This window comes from Simiduia agarivorans SA1 = DSM 21679, from assembly GCF_000305785.2.
Taxonomy (GTDB): domain Bacteria; phylum Pseudomonadota; class Gammaproteobacteria; order Pseudomonadales; family Cellvibrionaceae; genus Simiduia; species Simiduia agarivorans.
Genome location: NC_018868.3, coordinates 1,269,417 through 1,284,750, shown reverse-complemented (window position 1 = coordinate 1,284,750; position 15,334 = coordinate 1,269,417). Strand labels below are relative to the sequence as shown.

Here is a 15,334-nt window from a genome sequence, read left to right as displayed (position 1 = left end):
CTCTATCGAGGAGTGAGGTGTTCGTAGATTTAAATTCTTCCGTTTTAGGCCATCTAATGCTAATGGCTAACTATTCGTCAGTGAGAAAAATGGTGATTGAATGGCAGATTCAGATGCAAGTATGATGGAGCTAGTAGGGCAAAGAATACCTGTTAACGTATGGTCAGCCCTCATTGTTTTAATTCTTTCCGTTCTAATATTTTCTTTGGAAAAATGTACTGTTGGAGGAGTAAAAAATGTAGTTCAGGCTGGTCTTCTTGGTGAAAATGTTGTGGAGTCAACGGACTCGCTGATACTAACTTTTTGGACTCCAAGTGAAAGAACGTGGGCGGAAATGTCAGATGGTGAGAAAGAAAGGTTAGTAAAGGATGGTAGGGCTGATTGGTATCAAACTACAAACGATATACTAGCATCATTTGGCGACCAGTTAGTTAATGGGAATGGCTTGTCGGCTCAAGGATTTTCTCGGTGGGAAAGCTTTGGAAAAGGTACCTCTGCATCCAAGTGGGGGTGGACATGGAGTGTTTCTATTGCGCGAAAAAATGTAGGAGCGGATGTCGGTATTATAAAAAATAAATTTAGGGATATCTATACAAAAAACTTTATTCGTGATCAAGATATTTATTTAGAAATTCGCCATGCAGAAGCAATACGGGATCGTTAGCTGTAAAGGTGCGCTGATGGACAGTGGTCACTAATTTTTTAATGTTTGATAGTTTCCTTGAGTTTCTATGGGGTGGCGATGAACTATGTTTTTTCGACGAATAACAATGGCTAGTGTTGTTTTTGTTTTTTCTTGCTCTACTGCAAATCTAGATGTAAAAGAAAAACACGATATTCTATTTTCTCAAAGCGGTGTTTTAGGTGAGGAGAATAATCTCTCATCGATTAATAATGCTAAGGAAAATGCAAATAGCTATGAAATTGAGAAGAGGCAAGAAATAGACGATATCTATCTTCTTTTGGCTATGTCTGTTGTGTATAAAAACTGGCAGTCAGTTAATGTCTTGAAAGAAAATCGTCGAGGACACAATATAGGTGGAGTTCTTGTTGGACCAGATCTTAAACCTATCTTTTGGGCGAGAAATGCGCGACATGCTACCAAAAACGCTTCACAGCATGCTGAAGTTCGAATCGTTAGCAGCTATCTAATGTGCCCTGGTACGCCGTCCTACTTGGCTAATAACTATACACTTTACTCTAGTCTGGAGCCTTGTTTAATGTGTACTGGCATGCTTTCTCTTACCCGCTTAGATCGGGCGGTTTTTGCGCAGAAAGATACAGGGTATGGTGATGTAGACAAACGGTTACTGTTGGACACTTCGAATATTGGTGGCTATTCGCCATATCCAAATGTGGTTCAGCTACAAAGTCATTCTTCAGGTTGGACTAATGAATTGAATGCAGCCTATAAATCATGGAAATTGTTAGATCGGAAGAATATAAGTATTACAGACTGGCTGCTAAGTGATAATGCGGAAATTCATTTTAGAAAATCAGAGCAAAGACTTTTAAATTATAGGTCAGAATATGAAAATGAAGATATATTGTCTGCAGCTATAAACTATCTGCAGTTGGTTACAGTTGAATTTGAAAAAGATCTATCAAAGTTTTGCCCAGAGTAAAGTTTTAATTTATGGTTTATGTAAAGATGTATAATTGGTTCCACTGTAATCCGATATTAAATAATAATTGATAAGCTAGATATTGAATTTACATTTGTTGTCTTAAATATGGGTGTTAGGAAATTCAAGTGGGTTCCAATGGTAATACGGAGCTTAGGTATGTTGATGGGTTTATCTAGCTGTGTTCGGGATTTTTTAGATCAGTGTTGGTGTTGTCAATATGATGGATCTTGTCGGTAGGATATCTATATTTTCAACTGTTTTAAAAATATTTTCTATTATAGTCAACTGATAGCGGATACTTCTAAAGTATGCGTTGTCTATTTTAACGAGAGTGTGGTTTCAGGGTTGATCTCTAAATTCGTGCACCCCGTAATCTTTGTGCGGCGATCTTAGTCTTGGGTGATTCGTGTCGTATTTTGATCTCGGCATCAGGTGCTCTTGATAAAAGGTCGGTTAAGAAGTCGGTCTGACGGAGCTGTCGGTGTTGTCAGTTAATGCGGAGAGGTAGAGCCTGTTAACATTTGTTGTTTTCGCGCGACTCACACGTAGGATCCAGCATTTACCTCTGATCTTGAATTAAAAAAGCGATGTGGTGAAACGCAATAGAGGGGCTGATACTTAATTGAAAGATTCTGCATTCTTCTAGGGCTTATATCATTGGGTTGGTTGCGTTTGATTCTGTTGACGCATGCGTAGATGGCGGCAATTAGTTGGCGAAGAAATCACGGAAATCCCTAGTTTTAAGCTCAGGAGTTGTATGGATCGCTATAATATTACGTATGGCGTGATATGAACGAAAAATAGTTGTGGAAGGCTTGGCGAAGCGAAAGTTTTATGAGTGCATATAGGAATATATTGTGGGCGCTTAATGCTGTCAATCGCTCATAATGGTTATAGTGCATTTGTAGGTCTTCATTAATATTTGAAATTGAAAGACCCTTATTGCTGATGCAGTAGTTTTTTTAAGTAGTCTGAATTTTTCTCTATCATTGCAGCGGCTAATTTTGTGAACAATGCCGAGCAGTAGATTGAGATATCAAAGTTGAGGTAAAGAAACGTCATGAGATTAGATTGCATACTTTTAAAAATGCACAGAGAAGCAACTACGCGATCTGTGGCGCATCATTATGTTGCTGCTTCCTTGGCAAAAAAACATTTATTTCTTGGCATCCCATTAGTCGTTATTACAGCGATTGTCGGTGCGGACGTATATCCGAATGATGGTGGAAAAATTTTTCCGAGTCATGTGATTTCTTGGATCGCAATATCAGCCGTAGTGCTATCATCACTGCAGACATTTATGAAATTTCAAGAGGATGCAGAAAAGCATAGAGGAGTGGGTGCGCAGTGGGAATCCTTGCGTCGCGATCTAGAGAGGGATATAGAGCTAGAGACGCAAGAAAATTACGAAATTCTGTCTATAAAGTCGGAAATTCTTAGATCAGCCTCTCCTATTATACCAGCACGGATGTGGAGTCAGGCTGTGAGCAGGTATGACGAAATCCGTAAAGAGCAATGGCCTGACTACTTTGCAAAAGAAAATAAATAGTAATCAAAAAACTAGGATTTTAGGCTTCGGCTAATGGATTTGAGGGTTTTTGTGACAAATGTGCATTGAGGAGCTGCAATAATATTTAGCTCTTAATCCATTTAATTGAGTGAGTTGGGTCGGCTTTAACCTGTTCCGGCTTAACCGAAGCTTTTAATTGGGGGAGTGGCGCCTTATAGACTTTGACCAAGACTGCAAAATGCTTACCCTATAAAACCTATACCAAAAAGTTCAAGCTCTAGGGTTGAAGATGTCTCATAGGGCTGCTGCTGAGATCACTTGAGAGATTTTTTTGCGGCGGAACAGGTTGCACTATTGAAATCGTCGAAGTCAGTAGAGGATTGCAGTGCATTAATAATATTTAAGATTGTTCCGTAAACTTACGTTTTAAATCTATCCCTCACTACATTACTGAAATGAAAGTTGCTGTGGTAAGAACTTCTCTTGGTGTCTTGAATAGGTGTTTGTCAGCACATCGTCTAGAGTTGAAATAATCATGTTTCGGAAGAGGGTGTCGCCTGCGATAGTACTTTCCATGTCGAATGTAGGCAGATCTATAAAGATGGTTGGTCTTTGCTGCTAGTTAATGCGGTGGCCGTGGAATTTTTGGCACCATTTATTGTTTTTTGTCGCCAAAAATAGATTTAGTCAAATATGCGAAGCGAAGGGGCTTGTTTCTTCGCGGTCTTAGTTAGTAAGGGTTTTCTTTTGCAAAGGTTTTTAGTGTCGGAATATTTTTCAGTCTTTATGCTGGTTCTAGTGGATTCTTAAAATTTATTGATGATTTTTAGCGGGGTCTGGGTTATATCAAGCGTGTGCCACGTATCAATAAATAGATGGTGCCGTTATTTTTTTGTTTATTGATAGTGCCAATTCATTGTTAACTTTTAATAGAGGCCTTGTTATGACTAATATTGTTTTAACAGAAGAGCAGCGGAATATTGTTAAGCAAGATATGGATCAACAGATAGAGATGCTTTCGCCTGAAGAGGTTGAGGTTCTAGCTACCAAGCTAAATGAAAAAATCAATATTCCATTTATTAAAGAGGGGACGGAAAAAGTCATTTTCGTTAAAACTGTAAAGTTGGTTGATAGACTGTTATATCAAAGTTTACCAAATGAGCTGTATGGTTTGGTGAAAAATTCATCTGATGGGATATCTGATAAGGACGCGAAAGAACTGGCTTCTGTATTAGGGGCGAGGCTGAATAAAAAATTTGATCTTCCATACGTTCCAGAGTGGGTTGAGGCGGAAATATTTGGCTATTTGATTGGCTTAATTGTTGACGCTATGAGAGAGAACTTTAGCATAATTGACCAGGAGTCATGATCTTTAATCTTGAATAATCGAGGTTTCTCATAGCTCCTTTTTAATAGGGCGGGCGCGACTGAATTTCTTCCGCCCATTAGCATAACTTGCTACTACTTTCGATGGTCTCAGTTTTTTAACGCATTTTATGCCCTTATTTTCTCTGGGAATGATGGGTGGTTCGTTTGACTTTGGGGGCAACGTCGGGGCGTTATTTACTGCTTCTAAGTGGGAATATTAATGAGTGTTTTTATATTTCAATCAATTCCAGAACGCTTTGACCTTGAGTTAGAGGTCGTAGAGGGTAAAAAAGACACTTGGTATGCGACCAGATATAGAAAAAGAATGAAGCTCGGCGATATAGTGTTTTTTTGGATGGCGGGTGCAGATGATCGGAAGGGAATGTATGGTTGGGGCGTGATTGAATCCGAGCCATATATAAGAGACGACTGGCAGAGTTATGGTGTAGATGTTGTCTATGAAAAAAAGTTTTGCAATAAACTTTCTAAGCGAAAAATTTGTGCTGACCAAATTTTAAAAAACATGCTTTTGTTTAGGGCTCCTCAGGCTACCAATTTTTTATTAACTGACGAAGAGTCTCGTGCATTAATAGATCTGATAAATAAATGCGGTGAAATGCCTCCTAAATTAGGAGGTAATGATGCCTAAGGTTGATGCAAAAATACTCGATAAAGTCAAAGATCCATTCACTTTTCTAGTTCTACTTCTGCTTATGGTTGAAGCAGTTCTGGGTGGAATGGCGTATTCATTTGAGCTTTATAGAAATACACTTGTTAATTCGATAATTGCATTTCTTGCCGTCTATACAGGGTTGGTATTTTATTTGGTTATTAGAGAGCCGTCTTCACTGTCATCAACATTTGCTAAAGAGTTAGGGAACGATATTTACATAGCACTTCAGGGGCCCTTTTCAAACTTAGAAGAAGTGGAAGCAGAAGAGGCTTGGGCGACCCTAGCAGAAGTTGTAAGGAATTCCGAAGCGGACGAGGCTGAAAAATTTCTGTTGTTCAGAAAAATGATTTCAGAAAAGATAGAAAAAAATTCTCAAATACAGGGTAATTGGAAGCCATTGCAGAAAAACGGCTAATTTTCGAAATAATTAAATAATTGGGGTCAGATAAGAATAGTAATTGGGGTTAATAATTGGGGCCAGATAAGAATTAGGGCGCATAAATCACCTTTTGAGAATGCCGCATTAACCCCGAATAATTGGGGTCAGATAAGAATTAAGGCGCATAAATCATCTTTTAAGATTATCGCCTAATCTCCTGTGTTAAATTCACTCCTCACTTCAATGGCGACAAGGATGCTGCCATGGCAAGACTTCCTCGGATATCTCCCATAGGTATTCCTCAACACATCGTCCAGCGCGGCAATAACCGCCAGGTGTGCTTCGGCTCCGAAGAAGACATGGCCTGATACCTTCACTGGTTAGCCGAATATGCCACAGAATTCAAAGTGGATATCCATGCATGGGTGTTGATGACTAATCATGTTCATCTGCTGGTGACACCCAGGGCTGATAAGGCAGTCTCTTCAATGATGCAGGCGCTGGGGAGACGGTACGTCCGGTACTTTAATCGAACATACAAGCGCAGCGGCACTCTATGGGAGGGGCGTTTCCGGGCGGGCCTGGTGCAGGCAACCGACTACCTGTTGGTATGCCAGCGCTACATAGAGCTAAACCCTGTGCGCGCGGGTATGGTGGATGATCCTTCGGCGTATGTCTGGTCCAGTTACCGGGCACACGCCTTTGGATTAAAGGTGGCGATGCATACGCCACATGAGGAGTACCTCAGGTTGGCCTTGAATGATGCCGATCGTCAGGGCGCGTACCGGCAACTTTTCAAAGCCCATATGGAACCTGGCATGGTGACGAGCATCCGGTCGGCAGTGAATGCTGGTCTGGCATTGGGTGACGGTCGTTTCAAGGATGAGCTGGAAGCCCTGCATGACCGGCGCCAGCGACCGGCGGTGGTAGGGCGCCCTATAATCACACCAGATGTTGAATAGCGCGCCGAAAGTCTTATCTGACCCCAATTAAGAGGCTTGCCAAATCCGACGCCACCAGCCGGCCACTGAGCTGTCTTTCTTTTTCGGTGCTTCGGTTGTCATCTTGGCGGTGGGATCTTGGCCGATTACGCAGGCTTTCAGCAGGTCATCTATCATGCTGTCGCTGAGAAGATAGGGATTAAACGCGTCCTGTCCGATCTTTTTGAGCGAGGCAGTGAGGTTTTCTTCCAGTGGCAGGTACTTCATTGACCATCGGTCAAATAGCCTTTTGTTGATTGTCACCATCGACAACACCTGAACGTTTTTGTGACGGCTGTCCTTGGAGATTTTTCGGTACAGCGCGTTCACCTGGTCACGCGGGCCCTCCAAACACTGAAAGAAGTAGCCATTACCATAATGCAGCACACCGCCCACGCCTGCGTGGCTGTTGTTTTTCCGGGATTGCAGCAAAATGCGGGCAACATCTGCCTCGATCCCGCCACGGCTGTTGGTGAGGAAGGTGGCGGTGCTGGCATAGGTCAGTCGAGTGTATATCTGGGTCATAATCGATAACTGCATGAGTGGGCTATCGATGCTTACGGTGGCGCTGGTATTTCAGATCAACCATCGATGGGCGCTTTCTCATTGCAACGTTTTTGCCAAGAGCCCGGGCCGTGGGGGAATACGCCCTTTACAGTCCAGACTCTTTTTGGGGACGTTAAAAACCCTGGCCGGGTTGTCGGCAATGAAGCCGTCGCCAATTTGCTGCGTATTTCCCGGCTGGCTTTATTGATGTCAGCGTGCATTTGGAGGAAGGGACGTCGCTGATCGGGTTGAAGTCGCCTTGGTGAACGAACTGGCGCAGGCACTATGGTAGGAAGGAATGCAATCCCGCCGTAGCGCTACTTTTTAACCGGGGCTGCCAATGACTATTTAGTGCCCTGGATTTGTTCAATTTTTACCCGGATAGCTTCCGCCTCTTCGGTCAGCATTGAGTAGCGTTTAATATCGCCCTTTCTTTGCGCGGCCATGGCATCGGTTAACAAAGTTTCATATTGGCGCTGTAGCTTTTTGGTGGGGTCGCGGGTAAATAGTCCGAACATGGTCTGGTTCTCCTTTCCGGGGTTTACGTGCGAACGATGGTGGCGGATGTGTACTTCGTAGCCGTGCAGTTGTGCGCCGGGCGACGCACACCTCAGCTTGCGAGATACTCAGCTCATGCGCGGAAGCCACATGCCCATGGTGGCGGCAAAAATACCCGCTCCCATGTACAGGGTCAGCAGCGCCAGTACTAAAGCAAAACTCCATGCTTGCCATGCCTGCCTGCTGCGCTGACAGTGGAGATACCATTCCAACATGGCCAGCGGCAACAGGTATTGGGCAAAACCCAGCACATAGAGAAACGGGCCGGTAAAGGTTTCGAAATCAATGCCGGCGCCACCGGTGAGTAAAACCCAGCCCATCAGCCCAACACGGAAAAACCACACCGCACTGGCCACCAGAAACAGGCGCATGGCCCAGCGCCGGTGTTCGGTGAATCGCCCGGCCATGGCGTGGCGTACCGCCATGAAGGCGCACACGATGATCAGCACGGCATCGCCGGAAATCCCGAGCTTGGAAATGACATCGCCGATGGGGCTGCGGGTCCATGTAATGTACAGGCCGCCAATGGCGGATGTGACTGCGGATAACAAATAGGCGCGGCCGAGCAGGCGGTGGAAACGGGGAAATCGGTTGCGTACCGCCGGCATCAACTGCAGCGGTCCGCCCCCGATGATAATGGCCGCCAGCAGTACATGGCTGGTAGCCGCCAGGTTGCCCCAGAAATCGCCTTCTCTAAAACCGGAAGGCAGGTGCATGCCCTTCAAGCCTTCCATGCCATCCGCCGCTATGGGCGGAAAAAACACTACTAACAGATAGGCCAGAAACAACCAGTGGCCGATGAGCGCAAGGCCGAACCAGATGTTGACGGCGTGGTTGACCAGGCGTTGGGGTTGAATGTGCGGTAAGCCGCGCGAGTGGATGGCGAGAGACCTCATGAGTATGCTCCGTTTATTGGCATTCAGTGGTGCCCATGGTGAACGGCTGAGCTTGGGCGCACATCGGCCGCAGGCGCTAACCGGGCCTCCCCCAAAAGGCGGAGGCGGGTACGACCGGGCTCCGCCGCCGGTGGCATGACACCCGGCGCCAGCTGGTTTAGCATGCATTCATGAATCAACCGGCCTCCACCAATAGCGTTGCCAATAAACCTTTCACGGGGCACTACGCGCTGTGGCGGCCATTGGCGCGCTGGCCTCAATTCGCCGACCTGTTGTTAGCGCTACTCGCGCTGATTCTGACGCTGTTGATGTGGTCTTCCCGCGCCGGGCACGATCTGTTTGCGCTGACCTCATTTACCCATGTGGCGACTTTTCAACTGGCCTTTTCCGCGAGCCTGGCGCTGTTATGGCGGCGCAGTCATCCGTGGCAAGTGCACGCGCTGGTGCTCTCGGCGTCGGTGCTGGTTTATGTGGCCGCACCCGTCGATGGCCTGGTGGCACTGGCGGTTTCGCTTTACAGCCTGGGCCGCTATGAAGCCAACCGGCATGCCAGTGTTGCCGGTGTTGCCGCTGCCGCCGTCTTTATTCTGGTGGATCGAGCGCTGGTTAACAGCCTGACCGCCGGCGGCACCATGACCGTGATGATGGTGATAGGCGTCTGGTATCTGGGCCGCCGTTTGCGTTTCAGGGCCGAATATCTGCGTCTGCTTGAAGAGCGCGCGCAGCATCTGGAACGCGAACAGCACGCCGAAGCGGAGCGGGCGGTGGCGGCGGAGCGTTCGCGCATCGCACGGGAAATGCACGATGTGGTGGCACACCAGTTAAGCCTGATGACCGTACAGGCCGGAGCCGCGCGCACGGTGGCTAAAACCGATCCGCAGGCTGCCGTTGATGCCATGGCCGCGGTCGAACACGCAGGCCGGCAGGCGCTGGCGGAAATGCGCCAACTACTCAGCGTGTTAAGGCCCAGACAACAGGCGGTGGCGCTGGTCCCGCAACCGGGCGTACGCGATTTGCCGGCGTTAGTGGCGCAGGTGATCAAGGCCGGGCCGGATGTATCTCTTGAACTGAGCGGCGCGCTGGAGGACTTGCAACCGCGGTTGGATCTGACGGTGTACCGGTTAGTACAGGAGGCGCTGACCAATGTGATCAAACACGCCGGCTCCAATGTGCAGGTGTGGGTTGCGATTGAAGGCAATGAACACGTGATTACCGTGTCTGTGCGCGACAATGGCGCAGGCCCGGCTAAGCCGGCTCCGCTCGCATCCGCTCAGGGCCATGGGCTGATCGGCATGCGCGAGCGGGTGCAACTTCTGGGCGGTACTTTTTGCGCGGGTGCGGGCCAGACGGGTTTTGAAGTGAATGCAAGTTTGCCGAGGAACATGCAGGATGCTTAAAGTGATGGTAGTGGACGACCAGGCGCTGGTGCGCCGGGGTTTTGCCATGGTGCTGGGACATGAAGCCGATATCGACGTGGTGGCCGAGGCGGCCGACGGCCTTGAGGCCATTGCTGCGGCCGAACAATTGCAACCCGACATTATTCTGATGGATATCCGCATGCCCGGGTTGGACGGCCTGGAGGCGACAGCGCGGATTGTCGCGGCGGACAACTGCACCAGCCGCGTGATCATACTGACCACCTTTGATCCGGACGAATATGTTTACCGGGCGTTGCGCGCTGGTGCCAGTGGTTTCGTTCTGAAAGACATTCCGCCCGAACAATTGGTCGCGGCGGTGCGCACGGTGGCGGAAGGCGGCGCCATGCTGTCGCCCGCAATCACCCAACGCCTGATTCAACAATTCAGTGTGCCAGCCGATGCCAACCCGCAGTTGGCTGAGCGCCTCGCCCGGCTCACCAGCCGCGAGCAGGAGGTGTTAACCGCATTGGCCGAAGGCAGGAATAACGCCGAAATTGCCGACAGTCTCACCATTGGCGCGGCAACCGTAAAAACCCATGTATCCAGTGTGTTGTCCAAACTCGGGCTGCGTGATCGGGCACAGGCGGTGGTGTTTGCTTATGAGTCGGGTTTGGCAAAAGTGGGGCGCCGCGATGTGGGCTATTGAATCCAAGGCCAGCAGTGGGGCAAACGATTTGTATCGGCTGGCTGCAGTCACAGGCTTATTGCTGGCGTTTTTTTTGTTCTTGGGCGCATCCGGGCATCTGGTCGCCGTTTGGTCAACACTGAGTGTGAATGATTCGGGAATGGGAAACCGCGTTGCGTTGTTATTGCCCGGGCTGGTGCTGGCTGCCAGTTGCATAGGCAATGGCCTGCTGGCGCCGGGGTTATGGTTGCGAAAGCGGCTGGCACGCGACGCAGCGTTGCTGGTCAATACCTTGTGCGCGCTGTATTTGTCCTACCTGTTGGCGAAAGGTGTACCCGGTCATCCCATCGGTATCTTTCTGTGTCTGGTACTCCATCAACTGCTGATTTTGGGCGCGATTTGTGTGGGGTTGGTATGGGTCGGGCCTGTCTATCAGAAGATGGAAACCGATCGCGTGCAATCGGATTAAACGTCAAAGACCATTGATTTGAGGCAGGCGAGGACGCAGAGAGGGAAAATCCCGATATCAGTTTTACCCATTGTCATTGAATACAATTCTGCAACCGTCGTGGCAATGTACCGATAAAAAAGGGCAGACGCTGTCTGCCCGAATGGCCTGCTTGCAAATGACTGCCCGTTGATGCGCTTACTCTTGTTCGAAAGCTACGTGGACGTATTCAGGTTCGCCGCCCATCAGAGGCACAAACCGGTAGTTTTCGAGCCCCATCGCAGACGTCTTGAACAGCAGTTGGCTGTAATGCGCAGGGATTTCCAGTTGTGATTGCCAGGTGCCATTGGCATCCGTTTTTCCCATGGCAATCAACGAGCCGCTTTTTAACGAGTGATCCGTTTCCAGATCGGCGGATTCTTTCACCGCATAAACTTCCACGCGCTGTTCTTGCTCATCGCTGTGATACAAATTGATGGTTACCGCCAGTTTGCGGGTTGCGATAAAGGTAAAGCTCTCTTCCACATAAAGCTGTTCCGAAGTTTCTGCATCCTGTGCCAACAGGCCGTCGTCCGGTGCATAGCCCGGTGTGGGCGTTTCGGTCGGCGTGGGTGTTGGCGTCGCAGTAGGGGCCGGTGTGGGCGCTGGTGCAGGGTCCGATACCGGTGCCGTAGTGGGGGCCGGCGTGCTGCTTCCGCCGCCTCCGCCACCACAACCAATCAGCAGGAGAGCCATCAAGGTAACAGTACTTGTGTATTTCATGGTTGTATCTCCTATGGGGATTAATAGTAGTGGTGCACGCGGTCGCTGTTCAGGAACCAATCCACCGCGTCCTGACCGGAGGACTCGACCCACTGTTCATAAGCAGGGTAGGCCCAGAGTACATCGATGTATTCGCGTGGATAGCGCCAGCGGCTGTTGATCTGCAGTGCCCAGGGCAGGTTATCTGCCGAGCGGAAAAAGCGGCCGGTATTGGCATTAGACGTGTCATCAAATTTGCCGAACTGGGTCGCATCGAACTTGTCGGTGGGTGCGTAGTTGGCAAAGTGAATCTCACGGCCACGGAAGTTGGTCCGGAAGATGAAATAGTCCAGCGTGCTGTGCGCAATACTGGTCGGTGAGTCGTTGAAATTAATATCCAGTGTGAAGGGCACGGTGGGGAATTCCGCACAGTCTTTCACCGTGTTGAAATGGCTGCATTGGCCCGACTCCCCGGTGCCGGTGAATTGGTGGCTATCCTGCCAGAGGATCAGAACCAGGTCGGATTGGCCACTTTCGGCCGTTTTACCAAACGTTTCGCCGGCAATGGTCAGGTTGGCGTCTTTCAATGCGGAGGGCGCAATGCCCATCAGCCGCAGTGCAAAGCCGTTGTGGTGATCGGCACCGCGCGCCAGAATTTCGCCATTGATCCGCATGCCGGTAATGGCCCCGTCGGCGTTGTAAATCGTTTGTTGTTGGGCCGCTACGACCAGGTCGTTCAGATCGTAGTCGCCTTTTTCTGGCCAATTGTCTTCAAACGCCAGCGTGACCACGTCATTGGCGGACGGAAAGTAACTCGAGAATGCACGTCGGAAGTTATCAGGAAACTCGTCTTCGCTGTCGGGGACGCCATCGGCGTCCTTGTCATTGACTTCTGGCATGGTGACAAGATTGCTCGGATCAATGGCGGTGGACGGTGTCGCTTTAACGGAAAAGACGGCATCGTTGAAGTCATTGTCGCCCCAGGCGCGCGGCAGGTCTTCGAAGCCAATGATTACCTCCTGCACCTCTGTATCGTAAAGCAGGACATTATGCTGCTTGTGGATGGGTTGAGTGTCAGGATTCAGGTTCTTGAGCGAGTAGTAGTAGGGTACGGCGTTCGGCTTGACGCCGGTGTCATACCAGAAACCGTTGGCCGCGATAAAAAAACCGATGTGGGTGCCCGCCGGAAAACGACCAAGACTCAAGCGATGGCCATTGGTCAGGTGTGGATAAGACAAATTTGGGAACACGATAATCTCCCTGACGTCGGCAGGGGTCTGTGGCGGATTTTCAGGGTCGTAAACAAAGTAGCCAAAACTGTTTTTGTAACCGGCACCCTCGTGCAAAAACGTGACAAACACTTCGCCTTCTTCTTTGAGCACAATATTGGAACCGGCGTCGTCGGTCATGAAGGCTTCGTTCACACGAGACTCGGGTAACGCGTTCTGAATGCGCTGGAAAAATTCAGTGGGGTACTGATCGCGCGCGTAAATCAGATTGTCTGGTTTACCGGTGTTCTGGTTGTAGCCCAGTGGCCAGGGTTGGCCGGAAAGAAACGTCCAGAGGTATTGGCCGTTTTCCTGTTCAGTGGCGCTGGCAAAGTGTGTACCGCATGCCAAGGCGCATGCTGCAAGTGTGGATGTCAGGTTAAACGTTGGCTTCATGGGGCCTCCCGGGTTCAGGCAATAATGCTAACCGGGATATTGCGATTATCATGCCAGCACGGGAAAACGCTGTTTTGAGCAGATTTATTTCAAGTCTGCTTTGCAAAATGCGAAAAAAGCGTTGGTCATCGCATTTTGGATGTCTGAGCGGAGAAATCTAATCAACGGTGTAGTTAAGCCGGCGGGGTCAGCCCGACACAATGGTTTGCTGCTCGGCTACAGGGTGACGCAAGGCATCTGCCACTTCACCTGCACTGGCGGGCCGCTTGCTGGCGCGCGGGTGGAGCAGCGCGAGTAGCAGTGGGCGCAGATTTTTGTGACGGCGAAGCCGCCAGCGGTCGCGCAGGCGCAACCAGCCGCCGCTGGGCAGGTGGCCAGTGAGGGCTTCAAACAGCACCGCGCCCGCGCTATAGAGATCTGCGCCCGGACTCTGTGGCTCATCCGGCTGATAGGGGCTTGGGCCATCGCGGTGCGGTGCAAAACCGAAGTCACAGAGCTTCAGCTGGTCATCACTGGCGAACATAATATTGCCTGGACGCAGATTGCCGTGTATCAGGCCATAGCTGTGGGCACACGCCAGAGCGCTGAACAATTGCCAGGCCAGTACCTGCCACTGGGCGGGCGCGATGGTCTGGCTCAGTCGGTCTGCCAGACTGCCGGCAGGGAGGTATTCGGTCACGGTAATCAATACCCGATGGTTTTTACCGGTACCAAATAACCGTGCAATGTGTGGATGGCGGATCTGGGTGAGTTTGGCGGCACTGCGGGCTGCTCTGTCCTGCTGATTGGCGGGTTGTTTTTTTATCACCAATAATCTGGCTTTATTCGGATCGTTCACTAGATAAGTAGAAGAAACAGGATTTTCTTTCAGTACATCCAGCAGCGTGTAGTTCGAGGGGAGTTGGTCGCGTTCGCTTTCAATACCCCAGCGGTTATTTGCCAGGTGCTTGCCTGCTGCGCACAGGAGTAACGTTTCCCTGATGGCCAATGCAGAGTCAGGCCTGTGCGTGGGGTCAGGTTCCAGACATTGTTGAATAACGGGGTAGAGTGCGCGCAAGCGCGGTTGGCTTTCGTGTAATCGGTCGATGGTCTGGCTGGCATGCTCTGCTCCGGGGCTGATGCCATAAAGCAGTTGGTGCATGAGCAATCCAAAACTGTATAGATCACTTTTGTGGCTGGTCTGTGAAATGCCCTGGGCTTGTTCTGGAGCCATATAGGCCTGGGTGCCTGCAATCACATCCCGTCCAAGATCAAAAAATCCGGCGATGCCGAAATCCACCAGACGTACGTGCCCCTCGTAGTCCACCAGCACATTGGCGGGTTTGATGTCCCGGTGGATCACACCGTTGCGGTGCGCATAGGTGAGTGCGGCGGCAAGCTGGATCAGGATGTCCAGCTTGCGTGCAATGGCAACATCCTGGCGCGCCATCACGGCAGACAGGGCGATACTTTTGATGTAGGGCATCACAAAGTAGGGCTGGCCCTGGTCGGTTTTGCCCTGTTCAATCACTTGCACAATATTGGGGTGATTGAGCCGGGCAATCAGCCGGGATTCATGGGCAAACAGCTGTTGGCAGCTGGCGTCATCCATCAGGTCGTACGATAAGACTTTGATGGCAACCGGCCGCTCCAGCGATAGCTGAAGCGCCAGCCATACTTGCGCAGAGCCACCACCACCGAGCAGGCTCTTGAATTGATAACCATTGATTGTTGTCGTCACGCCGCATCTCACACCCATACCAGACTAAAGGATAGCCAGTATTTGCCTAGCAGGTTGTTGAAAAACTACCTGCGTTGTTGTCGCGGCGTTAAAAACAGCCGGCACGGGCCGCCCCGTCAAAATGCTCATTTATCTAACATAAACTGCACTTTTTCGGATGTTTTTGCCTTGCGTAAACTG

Annotated in this window: 15 protein-coding genes and 1 pseudogene; 10 read left to right on the top strand and 6 right to left on the bottom strand. The window is 49.7% G+C overall.

The genetic code is table 11. The features are described 5' to 3' along the window. The first annotated feature begins 100 nt into the window (after positions 1 to 100). From M5M_RS20110 to M5M_RS20670, 7 genes and pseudogenes are all read left to right on the top strand, one after another. Complete coding sequence (locus M5M_RS20110) at positions 101 to 664, top strand: hypothetical protein (protein WP_016389247.1); 564 nt, start codon at positions 101 to 103, stop codon at positions 662 to 664. A gap of 106 nt (positions 665 to 770) precedes the next feature. Next, complete coding sequence (locus M5M_RS19840; protein WP_162141166.1) at positions 771 to 1,625, top strand: nucleoside deaminase; 855 nt, start codon at positions 771 to 773, stop codon at positions 1,623 to 1,625. Between the two features lie 1,063 nt (positions 1,626 to 2,688). Beyond that, positions 2,689 to 3,177: an SLATT domain-containing protein gene (locus M5M_RS05810; RefSeq protein WP_015046540.1), complete on the top strand. Its 489-nt coding sequence runs from the start codon at positions 2,689 to 2,691 to the stop codon at positions 3,175 to 3,177. A gap of 904 nt (positions 3,178 to 4,081) precedes the next feature. Beyond that, the gene (locus tag M5M_RS05805; RefSeq protein WP_015046539.1) at positions 4,082 to 4,507 is read left to right on the top strand and encodes a hypothetical protein; all 426 of its coding nucleotides are present in this window, start codon (positions 4,082 to 4,084) and stop codon (positions 4,505 to 4,507) included. A 219-nt stretch (positions 4,508 to 4,726) separates the two neighbouring features. After that, positions 4,727 to 5,155, top strand: coding sequence for an EVE domain-containing protein (locus M5M_RS05800; protein ID WP_015046538.1), 429 nt, complete (start codon positions 4,727 to 4,729; stop codon positions 5,153 to 5,155). Beyond that, positions 5,148 to 5,594 (top strand): hypothetical protein, encoded by a 447-nt coding sequence (locus M5M_RS05795; RefSeq protein ID WP_015046537.1) that lies wholly within the window; start codon positions 5,148 to 5,150, stop codon positions 5,592 to 5,594. The genes M5M_RS05800 and M5M_RS05795 overlap by 8 nt, the downstream gene beginning before the upstream one ends. Before the next feature lie 353 nt (positions 5,595 to 5,947). Beyond that, a pseudogene (locus M5M_RS20670) lies at positions 5,948 to 6,520 on the top strand (transposase); the annotation flags it as partial. A 27-nt stretch (positions 6,521 to 6,547) separates the two neighbouring features. On the opposite strand, the gene M5M_RS05785 reads toward M5M_RS20670, so the two are convergent. The 3 genes from M5M_RS05785 to M5M_RS05780 form a co-directional block, all read right to left on the bottom strand. Continuing rightward, the gene (locus M5M_RS05785) at positions 6,548 to 7,063 is read right to left on the bottom strand and encodes a BLUF domain-containing protein (protein ID WP_024330367.1); all 516 of its coding nucleotides are present in this window, start codon (positions 7,061 to 7,063) and stop codon (positions 6,548 to 6,550) included. 365 nt (positions 7,064 to 7,428) lie between these two features. Then, positions 7,429 to 7,602: a DUF6435 family protein gene (locus M5M_RS20105; RefSeq protein ID WP_015046534.1), complete on the bottom strand. Its 174-nt coding sequence runs from the start codon at positions 7,600 to 7,602 to the stop codon at positions 7,429 to 7,431. Positions 7,603 to 7,710: 108 nt separating this feature from the next. Further along, positions 7,711 to 8,538, bottom strand: a complete 828-nt coding sequence (locus M5M_RS05780) for a DUF2306 domain-containing protein (RefSeq protein WP_016389244.1) — start codon at positions 8,536 to 8,538, stop codon at positions 7,711 to 7,713. Between the two features lie 170 nt (positions 8,539 to 8,708). Between M5M_RS05780 and M5M_RS05775 the strand changes: the two genes are divergently transcribed. Genes M5M_RS05775 through M5M_RS05765 form a run of 3 tightly spaced genes read left to right on the top strand, consistent with a single transcriptional unit; the run spans position 8,709 to position 11,050 of the window. Beyond that, the gene (locus M5M_RS05775; protein WP_015046533.1) at positions 8,709 to 9,935 is read left to right on the top strand and encodes a sensor histidine kinase; all 1,227 of its coding nucleotides are present in this window, start codon (positions 8,709 to 8,711) and stop codon (positions 9,933 to 9,935) included. Then, positions 9,928 to 10,602 (top strand): response regulator, encoded by a 675-nt coding sequence (locus tag M5M_RS05770; protein ID WP_015046532.1) that lies wholly within the window; start codon positions 9,928 to 9,930, stop codon positions 10,600 to 10,602. The genes M5M_RS05775 and M5M_RS05770 overlap by 8 nt, the downstream gene beginning before the upstream one ends. After that, complete coding sequence (locus M5M_RS05765) at positions 10,589 to 11,050, top strand: hypothetical protein (protein ID WP_015046531.1); 462 nt, start codon at positions 10,589 to 10,591, stop codon at positions 11,048 to 11,050. Before M5M_RS05770 ends, M5M_RS05765 begins: the two co-directional genes overlap by 14 nt. A gap of 177 nt (positions 11,051 to 11,227) precedes the next feature. Here M5M_RS05765 and M5M_RS20470 read toward each other — a convergent pair whose 3' ends face one another. The 3 genes from M5M_RS20470 to M5M_RS19365 form a co-directional block, all read right to left on the bottom strand. Then, on the bottom strand, positions 11,228 to 11,791 hold the full coding sequence (locus tag M5M_RS20470; RefSeq protein WP_015046530.1) for a hypothetical protein: 564 nt from the start codon (positions 11,789 to 11,791) through the stop codon (positions 11,228 to 11,230). 20 nt (positions 11,792 to 11,811) lie between these two features. After that, positions 11,812 to 13,434, bottom strand: a complete 1,623-nt coding sequence (locus M5M_RS05755) for an LruC domain-containing protein (protein WP_016389243.1) — start codon at positions 13,432 to 13,434, stop codon at positions 11,812 to 11,814. A gap of 187 nt (positions 13,435 to 13,621) precedes the next feature. Further along, entirely contained in the window at positions 13,622 to 15,154 is a 1,533-nt protein-coding gene (locus M5M_RS19365; RefSeq protein ID WP_016389242.1) for a protein kinase domain-containing protein, read from the bottom strand. Positions 15,155 to 15,334 lie beyond the last annotated feature (180 nt).